13 protein-coding genes are annotated in these 16,125 nt (G+C 71.3%); all 13 read left to right on the top strand.

Annotated features, from left to right (window positions below):
* Nucleotide 1: 1 nt before the first annotated feature.
* The 13 genes from ACZ592_RS21100 to ACZ592_RS21040 all read left to right on the top strand — a co-directional run bounded on the left by ACZ592_RS21100 (nucleotide 2) and on the right by ACZ592_RS21040 (nucleotide 16,108).
* Nucleotides 2-1,039, top strand: coding sequence for an aspartate carbamoyltransferase catalytic subunit (locus ACZ592_RS21100; RefSeq protein ID WP_471583122.1), 1,038 nt, complete (start codon nucleotides 2-4; stop codon nucleotides 1,037-1,039).
* A gap of 5 nt (nucleotides 1,040-1,044) precedes the next feature.
* Nucleotides 1,045-2,331 carry a dihydroorotase gene (locus tag ACZ592_RS21095; RefSeq protein ID WP_471583121.1) on the top strand — a complete coding sequence of 429 codons (1,287 nt, stop codon included), beginning with the start codon at nucleotides 1,045-1,047 and terminating at the stop codon, nucleotides 2,329-2,331.
* Nucleotides 2,328-2,897, top strand: a complete 570-nt coding sequence (locus ACZ592_RS21090; protein ID WP_471583120.1) for a PH-like domain-containing protein — start codon at nucleotides 2,328-2,330, stop codon at nucleotides 2,895-2,897. Before ACZ592_RS21095 ends, ACZ592_RS21090 begins: the two co-directional genes overlap by 4 nt.
* On the top strand, nucleotides 2,894-4,051 hold the full coding sequence (gene carA, locus ACZ592_RS21085) for a glutamine-hydrolyzing carbamoyl-phosphate synthase small subunit (protein ID WP_471583119.1): 1,158 nt from the start codon (nucleotides 2,894-2,896) through the stop codon (nucleotides 4,049-4,051). Before ACZ592_RS21090 ends, carA begins: the two co-directional genes overlap by 4 nt.
* Nucleotides 4,044-7,352 carry a carbamoyl-phosphate synthase large subunit gene (carB, locus tag ACZ592_RS21080; RefSeq protein ID WP_471583118.1) on the top strand — a complete coding sequence of 1,103 codons (3,309 nt, stop codon included), beginning with the start codon at nucleotides 4,044-4,046 and terminating at the stop codon, nucleotides 7,350-7,352. Before carA ends, carB begins: the two co-directional genes overlap by 8 nt.
* 86 nt (nucleotides 7,353-7,438) lie before the next feature.
* Entirely contained in the window at nucleotides 7,439-8,554 is a 1,116-nt protein-coding gene (locus tag ACZ592_RS21075) for a quinone-dependent dihydroorotate dehydrogenase (protein ID WP_471583117.1), read from the top strand.
* A complete protein-coding gene (gene pyrF, locus ACZ592_RS21070; protein ID WP_471583116.1) occupies nucleotides 8,551-9,396 on the top strand; it encodes an orotidine-5'-phosphate decarboxylase in 846 nt (281 codons plus the stop codon). Before ACZ592_RS21075 ends, pyrF begins: the two co-directional genes overlap by 4 nt.
* Nucleotides 9,397-9,652: 256 nt before the next feature.
* Nucleotides 9,653-9,979 (top strand): integration host factor, encoded by a 327-nt coding sequence (locus ACZ592_RS21065; RefSeq protein ID WP_055564204.1) that lies wholly within the window; start codon nucleotides 9,653-9,655, stop codon nucleotides 9,977-9,979.
* Between the two features lie 38 nt (nucleotides 9,980-10,017).
* Entirely contained in the window at nucleotides 10,018-10,611 is a 594-nt protein-coding gene (gmk, locus tag ACZ592_RS21060; protein WP_471583115.1) for a guanylate kinase, read from the top strand.
* Between the two features lie 49 nt (nucleotides 10,612-10,660).
* Nucleotides 10,661-10,933 (top strand): DNA-directed RNA polymerase subunit omega, encoded by a 273-nt coding sequence (rpoZ, locus tag ACZ592_RS21055; RefSeq protein WP_005319902.1) that lies wholly within the window; start codon nucleotides 10,661-10,663, stop codon nucleotides 10,931-10,933.
* 60 nt (nucleotides 10,934-10,993) lie between these two features.
* Nucleotides 10,994-12,238 (top strand): bifunctional phosphopantothenoylcysteine decarboxylase/phosphopantothenate--cysteine ligase CoaBC, encoded by a 1,245-nt coding sequence (gene coaBC, locus ACZ592_RS21050; protein WP_471583114.1) that lies wholly within the window; start codon nucleotides 10,994-10,996, stop codon nucleotides 12,236-12,238.
* 390 nt (nucleotides 12,239-12,628) lie between these two features.
* Nucleotides 12,629-13,837, top strand: a complete 1,209-nt coding sequence (metK, locus tag ACZ592_RS21045; RefSeq protein WP_471583113.1) for a methionine adenosyltransferase — start codon at nucleotides 12,629-12,631, stop codon at nucleotides 13,835-13,837.
* 102 nt (nucleotides 13,838-13,939) lie between these two features.
* A complete protein-coding gene (locus ACZ592_RS21040; RefSeq protein WP_471583112.1) occupies nucleotides 13,940-16,108 on the top strand; it encodes a primosomal protein N' in 2,169 nt (722 codons plus the stop codon).
* The last annotated feature ends 17 nt before the right edge of the window (nucleotides 16,109-16,125 follow it).

Genomic DNA, 16,125 nt, shown 5'->3' with positions numbered 1-16,125 from the left:
GATGATGCGACACCTCATCTCGGCCGCCGACCTCTCCCGCGACGACGCCGTCCTCATCCTCGACACGGCCGAGGAGATGGCCCGCGTCGCCGACCGGCCGATCAAGAAGCTGCCCGCCCTGCGCGGCCGCACCGTGGTCAACCTCTTCTTCGAGGACTCGACCCGGACCCGGATCTCCTTCGAGGCCGCCGAGAAGCGCCTCTCCGCCGACGTCATCAACTTCGCCGCCAAGGGCTCGTCCGTCTCCAAGGGCGAATCGCTCAAGGACACCGCGCAGACCCTGGAGGCGATGGGCGTCGACGCCGTCGTCATCCGGCACGGCGCCTCCGGCGCGCCCTACCGCCTGGCGACCTCGGGCTGGATCGACGCCGCCGTCATCAACGCGGGCGACGGCACCCACCAGCACCCCACCCAGGCCCTGCTCGACGCCTTCACCATGCGCCGCCGCCTGGTCGGTCCCGACGCCGGCCTCGGCCAGGACCTGGCGGGCCGGCACATCACCGTCGTCGGCGACATCCTGCACAGCCGCGTCGCCCGCTCCAACGTCGACCTGCTGCACACCCTCGGCGCCGAGGTCACCCTGGTCGCCCCGCCCACGCTGGTGCCGGTCGGCGTCGAGCAGTGGCCCTGCGAGGTCTCGTACGACCTGGACAGGGTGCTGCCCAAGTCCGACGCCGTGATGATGCTGCGGGTGCAGCGCGAGCGCATGAACGCCGCGTTCTTCCCCACCGAGCGCGAGTACTCCCGGCGCTACGGTCTGGACGGCGAGCGCATGGCGAAGATGCCCGAGCACGCCATCGTGATGCACCCGGGCCCGATGGTCCGCGGCATGGAGATCACCGCCGAGGTCGCCGACTCCGACCGCTGCACGGTCGTCGAGCAGGTCGCCAACGGCGTCTCCGTCCGCATGGCCGTCCTCTACCTGCTCCTGGGCGGCAACGAGCCCGCCGTCACCCACACCCGCCCGCCCGTCTCCCACCACCAGCCCTCTGACGAGCGCGTCGCGCGCCCCTCCATCACCGGTTCCGAGGAGAAGTAACCAACATGAGCAAGATCCTGATCCGTGGTGCGAAGGTGCTCGGTGGCGAGGCGCAGGACGTCCTGATCGACGGCGAGACCATCGAGGCGGTCGGTGCCGGGCTCTCGGCGGAGGGCGCCGAGGTCGTCGAGGCCGACGGCAAGGTGCTCCTGCCGGGCCTCGTCGACCTCCACACCCACCTGCGCGAGCCGGGCCGCGAGGACTCCGAGACCGTCCTGACCGGCACGCGCGCCGCCGCGTCCGGCGGATTCACCGCCGTGTTCGCCATGGCCAACACCTTCCCCGTCGCCGACACCGCCGGCGTCGTCGAGCAGGTCTACCGGCTCGGCAAGGAGTCCGGCTACTGCGACGTGCAGCCCATCGGCGCCGTCACCGTCGGCCTGGAGGGCAAGAAGCTCGCCGAGCTCGGCGCCATGCACGAGTCCGCCGCCGGGGTCACCGTCTTCTCCGACGACGGCAAGTGCGTCGACGACGCGGTGATCATGCGCCGGGCCCTGGAGTACGTGAAGGCCTTCGGCGGCGTCGTCGCGCAGCACGCGCAGGAGCCGCGGCTGACCGAGGGTGCCCAGATGAACGAGGGCGTCGTCTCCGCCGAGCTGGGCCTCGGCGGCTGGCCTGCCGTCGCCGAGGAATCGATCATCGCCCGGGACGTCCTGCTCGCCGAGCACGTCGGATCCCGCGTGCACATCTGCCACCTGTCGACCGCGGGGTCCGTGGAGATCGTGCGCTGGGCCAAGTCCCGAGGCATCGACGTCACCGCCGAGGTCACCCCGCACCACCTGCTCCTCACCGACGAGCTGGTCCGCTCGTACAACCCGGTCTACAAGGTCAACCCGCCGCTGCGCACCGAGCGCGACGTCATGGCGCTGCGCGAGGCCCTCGCCGACGGCACCATCGACATCGTGGCCACCGACCACGCCCCGCACCCGCACGAGGACAAGGACTGCGAGTGGGCCGCGGCCGCCATGGGGATGGTGGGCCTGGAGACCGCCCTGTCCGTCGTCCAGCGGACGATGGTCGAGACGGGACTGCTGACCTGGGAGGCCGTCGCCGACCGGATGTCCGTCAAGCCCGCCGCGATCGGCGGGGCGAGTGGCCACGGCCGGCCCGTCTCGGCAGGTGAGCCCGCGAACCTCGTCCTGGTCGACGCCGATTACCGTGGGGCAGTGGACCCCGCGGGCTTCGCCTCGCGCAGCCGCAACACTCCCTATGAGGGCCGTGAGCTGCCGGGCCGCGTCACGCACACGTGGCTCCGGGGTCGGGCCACGCTCGTCGACGGGAAGCTCACGTGACATCACTCCTGGAACTGGCCGCCGAGAAGGAATCGGCGGACGTCACCGACTGGGCCGCGCGCGCCGGCTGGGTCGTCGGACTGCTCCTCTTCATCGCGCTCGTCTACTGGCTGATGCGCGAGGGCTGGAAGTGGCGCGGCACGCTCCAGGGCGACCTGCCCGAGCTGCCTGCCTCGCCGACCGAGCCCGGCCCGGTGAAACTTGAGCTGAGCGGCCGGTACCACGGCTCGACCACCGCGGGGCAGTGGCTCGACCGCATCGTGGCGCACGGCCTGGGCACCCGCAGCCGTGTCGAGCTGACGCTCACCGACGCGGGCCTGGACGTCGTACGCCCCGGCGCGGCCGACTTCTTCGTCCCGGCCGCACAGCTGCGCGAGGCCCGCCTCGACAAGGGCATCGCGGGCAAGGTCCTCGCGGAGGGCGGGCTCCTGATCGTCACGTGGGAGCACGGCGGGAAGCTGCTCGACTCGGGCTTCCGCTCGGACCACGCGGCCGAGCAGGCCGAGTGGGTCGAGGCCATCAACAACATGATCAACACCAGCACTACGGAAGGCACCGCACGATGACGACCTCCAAGCAGGGGATTGCCTCGCAGAGGAAGGAGGCGTCTCCCGCCGTACTCGTCCTGGAGGACGGCCGCGTCTTCCGCGGTCGTGCCTACGGGGCCGTGGGGGAGACCTTCGGCGAAGCGGTGTTCTCCACCGGCATGACCGGCTACCAGGAGACCCTGACCGACCCGTCCTACGACCGTCAGATCGTGGTCGCCACCGCGCCCCAGATCGGCAACACGGGCTGGAACGACGAGGACGACGAGTCCGGCCGTATCTGGGTCTCCGGATACGTGGTCCGCGACCCCGCCCGGATCCCCTCCAACTGGCGCGCGAAGCGTTCGCTCGACGACGAGCTGGTGAGCCAGGGCGTCGTCGGCATCTCCGGCATCGACACCCGCGCGCTCACCCGCCACCTGCGCGAGCGCGGCTCCATGCGCTCCGGCATCTTCTCCGGCGAGCGGCTCGGCACCGACGACGAGCTGGTCACCCGCGTCCAGGCGCAGCCGCAGATGAAGGGCGCCAGCCTGTACGAGGAGGTCGCCACCAAGGAGGCCTACGTCGTCCCGGCGATCGGCGAGAAGAAGTTCACCGTCGCCGCCGTCGACCTCGGCATCAAGGGCATGACCCCGCACCGCATGGCCGAGCGCGGCGTCGAGGTGCACGTGCTGCCCGCGACCGCCACCGAGGAGGACGTGTACGCCGTCGCCCCCGACGGTGTCTTCTTCTCCAACGGCCCGGGCGACCCGGCCACCGCCGACGGCCCCGTCGCGCTGATGACCGCCGTCCTGCGGCGGAAGACGCCGCTGTTCGGCATCTGCTTCGGCAACCAGATCCTCGGCCGCGCCCTCGGCTTCGGCACGTACAAGCTGAAGTACGGCCACCGCGGCATCAACCAGCCGGTGCAGGACCGCACCACCGGCAAGGTCGAGGTCACCGCGCACAACCACGGCTTCGCCGTGGACGCGCCGCTCGACCAGGCCTCCGACACGCCCTTCGGCCGCGCCGAGGTCTCCCACGTCTGCCTGAACGACGACGTGGTGGAGGGCCTCCAGCTCCTCGACCAGCCCGCGTTCAGCGTCCAGTACCACCCCGAGGCAGCCGCGGGTCCGCACGACGCCGCGTACCTGTTCGACCGCTTCGTCTCGCTCATGGAGGGCCAGCGTGCCTAAGCGCACCGATATCCAGTCCGTCCTGGTCATCGGCTCCGGCCCGATCGTCATCGGCCAGGCCGCCGAGTTCGACTACTCCGGTACCCAGGCGTGCCGCGTCCTCAAGGCCGAGGGCCTGCGCGTCATCCTCGTCAACTCCAACCCTGCGACGATCATGACGGACCCGGAGATCGCCGACGCCACGTACGTCGAGCCGATCACCCCGGAGTTCGTCGAGAAGATCATCGCCAAGGAGCGCCCCGACGCGCTGCTGCCCACCCTGGGCGGCCAGACGGCCCTCAACACGGCCATCTCCATGCACGAGCAGGGTGTCCTCGACAAGTACGGCGTCGAGCTCATCGGTGCCAACGTCGAGGCCATCAACAAGGGCGAGGACCGCGACCTCTTCAAGGGCGTCGTCGAAGAGGTCAAGAAGAAGATCGGGCACGGCGAGTCCGCCCGCTCCTACATCTGCCACTCGATGGACGACGTGCTCAAGGGCGTCGAGGAGCTCGGCGGCTACCCCGTCGTCGTCCGCCCCTCCTTCACCATGGGCGGTGCCGGTTCCGGCTTCGCGCACGACGAGGAGGAGCTGCGCCGCATCGCCGGGCAGGGCCTCACGCTCTCGCCGACCACCGAGGTGCTCCTCGAGGAGTCCATCCTCGGCTGGAAGGAGTACGAGCTGGAGCTGATGCGCGACAAGAACGACAACGTCGTGGTCGTCTGCTCCATCGAGAACTTCGACCCGATGGGCGTGCACACCGGTGACTCGATCACCGTCGCCCCGGCGATGACGCTCACCGACCGCGAGTACCAGACCCTGCGCGACGTCGGCATCGCGATCATCCGCGAGGTGGGTGTCGACACCGGCGGCTGCAACATCCAGTTCGCCATCGACCCGACGGACGGCCGGGTCATCGTCATCGAGATGAACCCGCGCGTCTCGCGGTCCTCCGCGCTCGCGTCGAAGGCCACCGGCTTCCCGATCGCGAAGATCGCCGCGAAGCTGGCCGTCGGCTACACGCTCGACGAGATCCCGAACGACATCACCGAGAAGACGCCGGCGTCCTTCGAGCCGACGCTCGACTACGTCGTGGTCAAGGCCCCGCGCTTCGCCTTCGAGAAGTTCCCCTCGGCGGACTCGACCCTGACGACCACCATGAAGTCGGTCGGCGAGGCCATGGCCATCGGCCGCAACTTCACGGAGGCCCTGCAGAAGGCCCTCCGCTCGCTGGAGAAGAAGGGCTCGCAGTTCACCTTCGTGGGCGAGCCCGGCGACAAGGCCGAGCTGCTGGCCGAGGCGGTCCGCCCGACCGACGGCCGCATCAACTCCGTCATGCAGGCCATCCGCGCGGGCGCCACCCCCGAGGAGGTCTTCGACGCCACGAAGATCGACCCGTGGTTCGTCGACCAGCTCTTCATGATCAAGGAGATCGCGGACGAGCTGGCCGCCGTCGACAAGCTCCGGCCCGAGCTGCTCGCCGAGGCCAAGCGGCACGGCTTCTCCGACCACCAGATCGCCGAGATCCGTGGCCTGCGCGAGGACGTCGTCCGCGAGGTGCGGCACGCCCTCGGCGTGCGCCCGGTCTACAAGACGGTCGACACCTGCGCCGCCGAGTTCGCCGCGAAGACCCCGTACTTCTACTCCTCCTACGACGAGGAGAGCGAGGTCGCGCGGCGCGACAAGCCCGCGGTCATCATCCTGGGCTCGGGCCCGAACCGCATCGGCCAGGGCATCGAGTTCGACTACTCCTGCGTCCACGCCTCCTTCGCGCTGAGCGACGCGGGCTACGAGACCGTGATGGTCAACTGCAACCCCGAGACCGTCTCCACGGACTACGACACCTCCGACCGGCTCTACTTCGAGCCGCTCACCCTGGAGGACGTCCTGGAGATCGTCCACGCGGAGGCGGCGGCCGGACCGATCGCGGGCGTCATCGTCCAGCTCGGCGGCCAGACCCCGCTCGGCCTCGCCCAGGCCCTCAAGGACAACGGCGTGCCGGTCGTGGGCACCCCGCCCGAGGCCATCCACGCCGCCGAGGACCGCGGCGCCTTCGGCCGCGTGCTCGCGGAGGCCGGCCTGCCCGCGCCGAAGCACGGCACCGCGACGACGTTCGCGGAGGCGAAGGCCATCGCCGACGAGATCGGCTACCCCGTGCTGGTACGGCCCTCGTACGTGCTCGGCGGGCGCGGCATGGAGATCGTCTACGACGAGACCCGGCTCTCCGCGTACATCGAGGAGTCGACCGAGATCAGCCCCTCGCGTCCGGTCCTCGTCGACCGCTTCCTCGACGACGCCATCGAGATCGACGTCGACGCGCTCTACGACGGCCAGGAGCTCTACCTCGGCGGTGTCATGGAGCACATCGAGGAGGCCGGGATCCACTCCGGCGACTCGGCGTGCGCACTGCCCCCGATCACCCTCGGCGGCTTCGACATCAAGCGCCTGCGTGCCTCCACGGAGGGCATCGCCAAGGGCGTCGGCGTCCGCGGGCTCATCAACATCCAGTTCGCGATGGCCGGGGACATCCTGTACGTCCTCGAGGCCAACCCGCGCGCCTCGCGCACCGTCCCCTTCACCTCGAAGGCGACCGCGGTGCCGCTGGCCAAGGCCGCCGCGCGCATCTCGCTCGGCGCGACCGTCGCCGAGCTGCGCGCCGAGGGCATGCTCCCGGCCGTCGGCGACGGCGGCACGCTCCCCATGGACGCGCCGATCTCCGTCAAGGAGGCCGTCATGCCGTGGTCGCGCTTCCGCGACATCCACGGCGCCGGGGTCGACACCGTCCTCGGCCCGGAGATGCGTTCCACGGGCGAAGTCATGGGCATCGACTCGGTGTTCGGCACCGCGTACGCCAAGTCACAGGCGGGCGCCTACGGTCCGCTGCCGACCAAGGGCCGCGCCTTCATCTCCGTCGCCAACCGCGACAAGCGCTCGATGATCTTCCCGGCGCGTGAACTGGTCGCGCACGGCTTCGAGCTGTTCGCCACGTCCGGCACGGCCGAGGTGCTCAAGCGCAACGGCATCAACGCCACGATCGTGCGCAAGCAGTCCGAGGGCGAGGGCCCCAACGGCGAGAAGACCATCGTCCAGCTCATCCACGACGGCGGCGTCGACCTCATCGTCAACACCCCGTACGGCACCGGCGGCCGCCTCGACGGCTACGAGATCCGTACGGCCGCCGTGTCGCGTTCCGTGCCGTGCCTGACCACGGTCCAGGCGCTCGCCGCGGCCGTCCAGGGCATCGACGCGCTGGGCCGCGGGGACGTGGGCGTCCGATCGCTCCAGGAACACGCGGAACACCTGACCGCGACCCGCGACTAGCAGCCCACAAGGGGGACACCGGACACCCGGTGTCCCCCTTCTGGTGAGGACACCGGCTTCCGGTGAGAACACCGAGGACACCCTTCATGTACAAGCTCTTCTTCAACCTCGTCTTCCAGCGGATGGACCCGGAGCAGGCCCACTACCTGGCCTTCCGCTGGATCCGCCGCACGGCCCGCGTCCCGGTCCTGCGCACCTTCGTCGCGGCCGTCCTCGCGCCGCGCCACAAGGAGCTGCGCACCGAGGCCCTCGGCCTGCGGATGCACGGCCCCTTCGGGCTCGCCGCGGGCTTCGACAAGAACGCCGTCGCGATCGACGGCATGTCGATGCTCGGCTTCGACCACATCGAGATCGGCACGGTCACCGGCGAGCCGCAGCCCGGCAACCCCAAGAAGCGGCTCTTCCGCCTCGTCCCCGACCGCGCGCTGATCAACCGCATGGGCTTCAACAACGAGGGCTCGGCGGCCGTCGCGGAGCGCCTCGCCGCCCGCGACGCCGTCTTCAACACCGTCGTGGGCGTCAACATCGGCAAGACCAAGGTCGTCCCCGAGGAGGAGGCCGCCGCCGACTACGTGAAGTCGACCGAGCGCCTCGCCCGGCACGCCGACTACCTCGTGGTCAACGTCTCCTCGCCGAACACCCCCGGGCTGCGCAACCTCCAGGCCACCGAGTCGCTGCGGCCCCTGCTGACCGCCGTGCGCGAGGCCGCCGACCGCAGCGTCGAGGGCCGCCGCGTCCCGCTGCTCGTCAAGATCGCCCCGGACCTGGCCGACGAGGACGTCGACGCGGTCGCCGACCTCGCCGTCGAGCTCGGCCTGGACGGCATCATCGCCACGAACACCACCATCGCGCGCGAGGGCCTCGGCCTGACCTCCGACCCGGGCCTGGTCCAGGAGACCGGCGGACTGTCCGGGGCGCCCCTCAAGGAGCGCTCCCTGGAGGTCCTGCGCCGCCTCTACGCGCGCGTGGGCGACCGGATCACGCTCGTGGGCGTCGGCGGCATCGAGAACGCCGAGGACGCCTGGCAGCGCATCCTGGCGGGCGCCACCCTCGTCCAGGGCTACAGCGCCTTCATCTACGAAGGCCCCTTCTGGGGCCGCGCGATCCACAAGGGCCTCGCCGCGCGCCTGCGCACGAGCCCGTACGCCACCCTCGCCGACGCGGTCGGCGCCGATGTGAGGAAGCCCGAGGTCACCGCATGAGCCCCCAGGAGCCCTTCGGCGCCCGCCTGCGCCACGCCATGGACGCGCGCGGCCCCCTGTGTGTCGGCATCGACCCGCACGCCTCCCTGCTGTCCGCGTGGGACCTGAACGACGACATCGCGGGCCTGGAGCGGTTCACGCGGACCGTCGTGGAGGCACTGGCCGAAAGCGTCGCGGTCTTCAAGCCGCAGAGCGCCTTCTTCGAGCGCTTCGGCTCGCGGGGCGTCGCCGTCCTGGAGAAGGCGGTCGCCGAGCTGCGCTCGGCCGGCGCCCTGGTCGTGATGGACGCCAAGCGCGGTGACATCGGCTCGACCATGGCCGCCTACGCCGAGACCTTCCTGCACAAGGACTCCCCGCTGTTCAGCGACGCGCTCACGGTCTCGCCCTACCTCGGGTACGGCTCCCTGAAGCCGGCCGTCGACCTGGCCCGCGAGAACGGCGCCGGGCTCTTCGTGCTCGCCCTCACCTCCAACCCCGAGGGCGCCGAGGTGCAGCACGCGGTGCGCGAGGACGGGCGCACGGTCGCGGCCACCGTCCTGGGGCACCTCGCCGAGGAGAACGCGGGACAGACGCCGCTGGGGTCCTTCGGAGCGGTCGTCGGCGCGACGCTGGGCGACCTGTCCTCGTACGACCTCGCCGTCAACGGTCCGCTGCTCGCCCCCGGCATCGGCGCGCAGGGGGCCACCCCGGCCGATCTGCCGGGCGTGTTCGGCGCGGCCGTGCGCAATGTGGTGCCGAGCGTCAGCCGGGGAGTGCTGCGGCACGGACCCGACGTCACGGGCCTGCGCGACTCCGCGACGCGCTTCGCGGACGAGATCAGGACGGCGTTCGAAGCGGCCTGAGCGGGGCAACGAGGGCCGCGCATACGTTCCGTTGATGGCCGACCGGCTCAAATCGGGGGAGAAATGCCCGATATGTACGGCTCGATGGATGCTGACCAGGACTTTTCGTCTGTTCTCGCTGACTCCGGCGGCCATGCCCGCTAGTCTCCGACGAGAGCGAACGGGCAAGCGCGTTGCACGTTGCTCACCAGGTGTGGGGCGACTAGGTTCCTCACCGGTCCGTATCCGACAGTTCGACATCCGAGGTGACGTAGGCGTGGCTCTTCCGCCCCTTACCCCTGAACAGCGCGCAGCCGCGCTCGAAAAGGCCGCCGCGGCTCGCCGGGAGCGGGCCGAGGTCAAGAATCGACTCAAGCACTCCGGTGCCTCGCTTCACGAGGTCATCAAGCAGGGTCAGGAGAACGATGTCATCGGCAAGATGAAGGTCTCCGCCCTCCTGGAGTCACTGCCTGGCGTGGGCAAGGTCCGCGCCAAGCAGATCATGGAGCGTCTTGGCATCTCCGAGAGCCGCCGTGTGCGCGGTCTCGGCTCCAATCAGATCGCGTCGCTCGAGCGCGAGTTCGGTGGCGGTGCCGCCGGCTGATGTTCTCGGGCACTCCTGAGAACCTGGATAATCGCTGCATGGCTGCAACATCCCGGGGGACGACCCCCGTGCCCCCGGACGTACGTCCGCGGCTGACCGTGCTCTCCGGCCCCTCCGGGGTCGGCAAGAGCACGGTCGTCGCTCATATGCGCAAAGAACACCCCGAGGTCTGGCTCTCGGTCTCGGCCACCACCCGCAAGCCGCGGCCCGGTGAGAAGCACGGTGTCCAGTACTTCTTCGTCTCCGACGACGAGATGGACAAGCTCATCGCCAACGGCGAGCTCCTGGAGTGGGCCGAATTCGCGGGCAACCGCTACGGCACCCCGCGCCGCGCGGTGATCGAGCGCCTGGAGGCGGGCGAGCCCGTCCTCCTGGAGATCGACCTGCAGGGCGCGCGCCTGGTGCGCGAATCGATGCCCGAGGCGCAGCTCGTCTTCCTCGCCCCGCCGAGCTGGGACGAGCTGGTCCGCCGGCTCACCGGCCGGGGGACCGAGGCTCCCGAGGTGATCGAGCGCAGGCTCGTCGCCGCCAAGGTGGAACTCGCCGCGGAGGCCGAGTTCGATACGACCCTGGTCAATACCTCCGTCGAGGATGTGGCCCGTGAGCTGCTAGCCTTGATGAAGGTTCTTTGATCTTTATTCCGTCTTGACTTCTGGTCTTGACCCCATCGGAAGGCAGAGAGTGTCCTCTTCCATTACCGCGCCCGAGGGCATCATCAACCCGCCGATTGATGAGCTGCTCGAAGCCACCGACTCGAAGTACAGCCTCGTGATCTACGCCGCCAAGCGCGCCCGTCAGATCAACGCGTACTACTCGCAGCTCGGTGAGGGCCTTCTGGAGTACGTCGGCCCCCTCGTGGACACGCACGTCCACGAGAAGCCGCTCTCGATCGCCCTCCGCGAGATCAACGCGGGTCTGCTGACCTCCGAGGCCATCGAGGGCCCGGCTCAGTAAGCGGTTCGCACCACCTTCACCACAGGCCCGGCAGCACGGCTGCCGGGCCTGTGGTGTGTCATGGAGCAGTACGCATCCGAGTGCGGGGAGACAGAGGCAGTGGCCGAGAAGCCGAAGGTAGTCCTGGGGGTCAGCGGTGGCATCGCCGCCTACAAGGCGTGCGAGCTGCTGCGGCGGCTGACCGAGTCGGGCCATGACGTGCGCGTCGTGCCGACGGAGTCGGCGCTGCACTTCGTCGGCGCCGCGACCTGGTCGGCGCTGTCCGGCCACCCCGTCTCGACCGAGGTCTGGTCCGACGTCCACGAGGTGCCGCACGTCCGCATCGGCCAGGCCGCCGACCTCGTGATCGTCGCCCCCGCCACCGCCGACATGCTGGCCAAGGCGGCCCACGGCCTCGCCGACGACCTGCTCACCAACACGCTCCTGACGGCCCGCTGTCCGGTGGTGTTCGCCCCGGCCATGCACACGGAGATGTGGGAGCACCCGGCCACCCAGGAGAACGTGGCGACACTCCGGCGGCGCGGCGCACTCGTGGTCGAGCCCGCCGTCGGCCGTCTCACCGGCGTCGACACCGGCAAGGGCCGCTTTCCCGACCCCGTCGAGCTCTTCGAGGTCGTACGCCGTGTCCTCGCCCGCGGGGACCTGGCCCAGGACCTCGCGGGGCGCCACGTCGTGGTCAGCGCGGGCGGCACCCGCGAGCCCCTCGACCCGGTCCGCTTCCTCGGCAACCGCTCCTCGGGCAAGCAGGGCTACGCGCTCGCCCGCAGCGCGGCGGCCCGCGGCGCCCGTGTCACCCTCCTCGCGGCCAACGCGAACCTGCCCGACCCGGCCGGCGTGGACGTCGTGCCGGTCGGCACCGCCGTGCAGTTGCGCGAGGCCGTCCTGAAGGCCGTGGCCGACGCCGACGCCGTCGTGATGGCGGCGGCCGTGGCCGACTTCCGCCCCGAGACGTACGCGACCGGCAAGATCAAGAAGAAGGACGGCCAGGAACCGGCCCCGATCGCCCTGGTCCGCAACCCCGACATCCTCGCGGAGATCGCGGGGGAGCGGCAGCGCGCGGGACAGGTGATCGTCGGCTTCGCCGCGGAGACGGACGACGTCCTGGCCAACGGCCGCGCCAAGCTCGCCCGCAAGGGCTGCGACCTGCTGGTCGTCAACGAGGTCGGTGAGCGCAAGACCTTCGGCTCCGAGGAGAACGAGGCCGTGGTGCTCGGCGCCGACGGCAGCGAGACCCCGGTCCCGTACGGGCCCAAGGAAGCCCTCGCGGACACGGTCTGGGACCTGGTCGCCGAGCGCCTCTCCTGAGCCGCCGGACGATGCCGACGCGCAGTCCGTCTCACGATGTGGACGGCTGTGCGGATTTATTCTCCGGATTCTTTCGCCTGTGGGCGGAACTTGGCCACGTTTCACCGATTCCCTTGACTGGGTCTCGGTGGCCGGGGCTCAATGTCACCTTCGCCCCATCGGGTGCCTCGATACCGGAGAAAGCGGATAAATCGGGCGCGAGGCCCCCTGGCGGAGACCGATCGTCGTACCGCACAATGCAGTGCCGCAGGTCACAGGGCTCCCAAGTGGCGAGACATGTGGTCCGGCGGGCGAGTGTGACCGATAAACTGGTCACGGATGACGCCGAGCGCAGCTCTCGGCCAGTCCACCCATGATCAGCCAGCAGCCGCTGCAACCACAGGGAGCGATGTGTCCCGGCGCCTCTTCACCTCGGAGTCTGTGACCGAGGGTCACCCCGACAAGATCGCTGACCAGATCAGCGACACCATTCTCGACGCGCTTCTGCGAGAGGACCCGAAGTCCCGGGTCGCCGTGGAGACGCTGATCACGACCGGCCTCGTCCACGTGGCCGGTGAGGTCACGACGAAGGCGTACGCGCCGATCGCGCAGCTCGTGCGCGACAAGATCCTCGAGATCGGTTACGACTCCTCGAAGAAGGGCTTCGACGGCGCCTCCTGTGGCGTCTCGGTGTCCATCGGCTCGCAGTCCCCCGACATCGCGCAGGGCGTCGACACGGCGTACGAGAAGCGTGTCGAGGGCGACGAGGACGAGCTCGACAAGCAGGGCGCGGGCGACCAGGGCCTGATGTTCGGCTACGCCTGCGACGAGACTCCGGAGCTGATGCCGCTCCCGATCCACCTCGCGCACCGCCTCTCGCGCCGCCTCTCCGAGGTGCGCAAGAACGGGACGATCCCCTACCTGCGCCCCGACGGCAAGACCCAGGTCACCATCGAGTACGACGGCGACAAGGCCGTCCGCCTCGACACGGTCGTGGTGTCCTCGCAGCACGCGAGCGACATCGACCTGGACTCGCTCCTCGCGCCCGACATCCGCGAGTTCGTCGTCGAGCCCGAGCTGAAGGCCCTCCTCGAGGACGGCATCAAGCTGGAGACCGAGGGCTACCGCCTGCTGGTCAACCCGACCGGACGCTTCGAGATCGGCGGCCCGATGGGCGACGCCGGCCTCACCGGCCGCAAGATCATCATTGACACCTACGGCGGCATGGCCCGCCACGGCGGCGGCGCCTTCTCCGGCAAGGACCCGTCCAAGGTCGACCGCTCGGCCGCCTACGCGATGCGCTGGGTCGCCAAGAACGTGGTCGCCGCGGGCCTCGCGGCCCGCTGCGAGGTCCAGGTCGCGTACGCCATCGGCAAGGCCGAGCCCGTCGGTCTCTTCGTCGAGACCTTCGGCACGGCCACGATCGACACGGACAAGATCGAGACCGCCATCGGCGAGGTCTTCGACCTGCGCCCGGCCGCGATCATCCGCGACCTCGACCTGCTCCGCCCGATCTACGCGCAGACCGCCGCGTACGGCCACTTCGGCCGGGCGATCCCCGACTTCACGTGGGAGCGCACGGACCGCGTGGACGCGCTGCGGAAGGCGGCGGGGCTCTAGTCCCGGTCCTGTTCAGGCTCTCGCGAGGCCCGGTGTCCCTGGAGGGATGCCGGGCCTCGGCGTTTTCCCGCGGTGTCAGTGCGGTCTGGTAGGAATGCAGCTGTGAGCAGGGAGAACGAAGGGCCCGGGGCGGGGGGAGCCGAGGAGCCGGAGCAGCTTGCGCTCATCCGGGAGTCGGTGCGCAAGGCCAAGGTGCCGCGGGCCAAGCCCCGGACCTGGCGGGGCGCCGCGCTGGCCGGTGAGCTGCCCGTCGCGCGTGTGCTCGTCGACAAGGGAGTGCTGCACCTCGACCGGTACTTCGACTACGCCGTGCCCGAGGAGCTGGACACCGAGGCCCAGCCCGGGGTGCGGGTCCGGGTGCGCTTCGGCGCCGGGTCGCGGAACGTGCGCGACGGGCGGCGCGAGGGCGGCGGGCTGATCGACGGGTACATCGTCGAGCGGTGCGCCGAGACCGACTACACCGGGCCGCTGGCCGCGCTGGCCCAGGTCGTCTCGCCGGAGCCCGTGCTCGACACCGGACTGCTCGACCTGGCGCGGGCCGTCGCCGACCGGTACGCGGGCAGCCTCGCCGACGTGCTGCAGCTGGCGATCCCGCCCCGGCACGCACGGGCCGAGGCGCGGGAGGCGCCCGCTCCGCCCGCCCCGCCCGCCCCGCCCGAAGCGGGCAGCTGGCGGCGGTACGGGCACGGGGCCGAGTTCCTGGACGCCCTGGCCTCCGGGGGCGCGCCGCGCGCCGTGTGGACCGCGCTGCCGGGGCCGCGGTGGGCCGAGGAGATCGCCCGGGCCGTGCAGGCCACCCTGGCCTCGGGCCGGGGCGCGCTCGTCGTCGTGCCGACCGGGCGCCCCGCCGCGCGCGTGGACGCCGCGCTCACCGACCTGCTGGGCGCGGGACAGCACGCGCTGCTGACCGCCGACGCCGGGCAGGAACGGCGCTACCAGGAATGGCTCGCCGTGCGGCGCGGGACCGTGCGGGCCGTCGTCGGCACCCGGGCCGCCATGTTCGCGCCCGTACGGGACCTGGGGCTCGTCGTCATCTGGGACGACGGGGACTCCAACCACAGCGACGACCACGCGCCCTTCCCCCACGTGCGTGAGGTCCTCGAACTGCGCGCCACCCGCGACAGGTGCGGCTTCCTGCTGGGGAGCTGGAGCTGCACGGTGGAGGCCGCGCAGCTGGTCGAGAGCGGCTGGGCCGCGCCGCTCGTCGCCGACCGCGAGCAGGTGCGCGGGGCGGCGCCGCTCGTACGGACCGTGGGCGACGGGGATCTCGCGCGGGACGAGGCGGCGCGGGCCGCGCGGTTGCCGACGCTGGCCTGGCAGGTCGCGCGGGAGGGCCTGAAACACGGGCCCGTCCTGGTGCAGGTGCCCCGGCGCGGCTATGTGCCGCGGCTCGCCTGCGAGCGGTGCAGGGAACCCGCGCGGTGCCGGCGGTGTGCCGGACCGCTGGAGGCGCAGGAGAGCGGGGCCGCGCTGCGGTGCGGCTGGTGCGGGGTGGAGGAGGCCGCCTGGCACTGCGAGTCGTGCGGCGGGTTCCGGCTGCGCGCGCAGATCGTCGGGGCGCGCCGCACCGCCGAGGAGCTGGGGCGGGCGTTTCCCGCGGTGCCGGTGCGCACGTCCGGGCGGGAGCAGGTGCTCGACACGGTGCCGGGGACACCGGCGCTGGTGGTCAGCACACCGGGGGCGGAGCCCGTCGCCGAGGGCGGTTACGCGGCCGCCCTGCTGCTCGACGGGTGGGCCATGCTGGGCCGGCCCGACCTGCGGGCGGGGGAGGACGCGCTGCGGCGGTGGATCGGGGCCGCCTCCCTCGTACGTCCGCAGGGTGCGGGGGGCACCGTGGCGGTGGTCGCCGAGCCGACGCTGCGGCCCGTGCAGGCGCTGGTGCGGTGGGATCCCGTGGGGCACGCGGTGCGGGAGCTCGCCGAGCGGGCCGAGCTGGGGTTTCCGCCGGTGTCGCGGATGGCGGCGGTGTCCGGCCCGCCCGAGGCGCTCTCGGACTTCCTTTCGGGGGCCGAACTTCCCGCGGACTCCGTGGTGTTGGGTCCCGTTCCGGTGCGGGAGGCCGGTCCCGCGCCCGCGCGCCGTGGCGGTGGAGCGCCCGCGGGGGAGCAGGCGGAGCGCGTCCTGATCCGGGTGCCGCCGGGGAGCGGGGCCGCGCTCGCGCACGCGTTGAAGGTGGCGCAGGCCGCCCGGATGGCCCGGGGGGCCAAGGGGGCCAGGGAGGCGGGCGGCGAGGCGGTGCGGGTCAGGGTGGATCCGCCGGACATCGGCTGATCTTCGACGCGTGGGGT

It is taken from the genome of Streptomyces sp. NPDC040622 (assembly GCF_055593965.1).
This window is presented reverse-complemented; position numbering and strand designations above follow the sequence as displayed.

Excerpts from the sequence above, each read along its gene's own strand:
- ACZ592_RS21100 (WP_471583122.1), top strand. The coding sequence starts at position 2 with ATGATGCGACACCTCATCTCGGCCGCCGACCTCTCCCGCGACGACGCC.
- ACZ592_RS21095 (WP_471583121.1), top strand. The coding sequence starts at position 1,045 with ATGAGCAAGATCCTGATCCGTGGTGCGAAGGTGCTCGGTGGCGAGGCG.
- carA (WP_471583119.1), top strand. The coding sequence starts at position 2,894 with ATGACGACCTCCAAGCAGGGGATTGCCTCGCAGAGGAAGGAGGCGTCT.
- ACZ592_RS21075 (WP_471583117.1), top strand. The coding sequence starts at position 7,439 with ATGTACAAGCTCTTCTTCAACCTCGTCTTCCAGCGGATGGACCCGGAG.
- pyrF (WP_471583116.1), top strand. The coding sequence starts at position 8,551 with ATGAGCCCCCAGGAGCCCTTCGGCGCCCGCCTGCGCCACGCCATGGAC.
- gmk (WP_471583115.1), top strand. The coding sequence starts at position 10,018 with ATGGCTGCAACATCCCGGGGGACGACCCCCGTGCCCCCGGACGTACGT.
- coaBC (WP_471583114.1), top strand. The coding sequence starts at position 10,994 with ATGGAGCAGTACGCATCCGAGTGCGGGGAGACAGAGGCAGTGGCCGAG.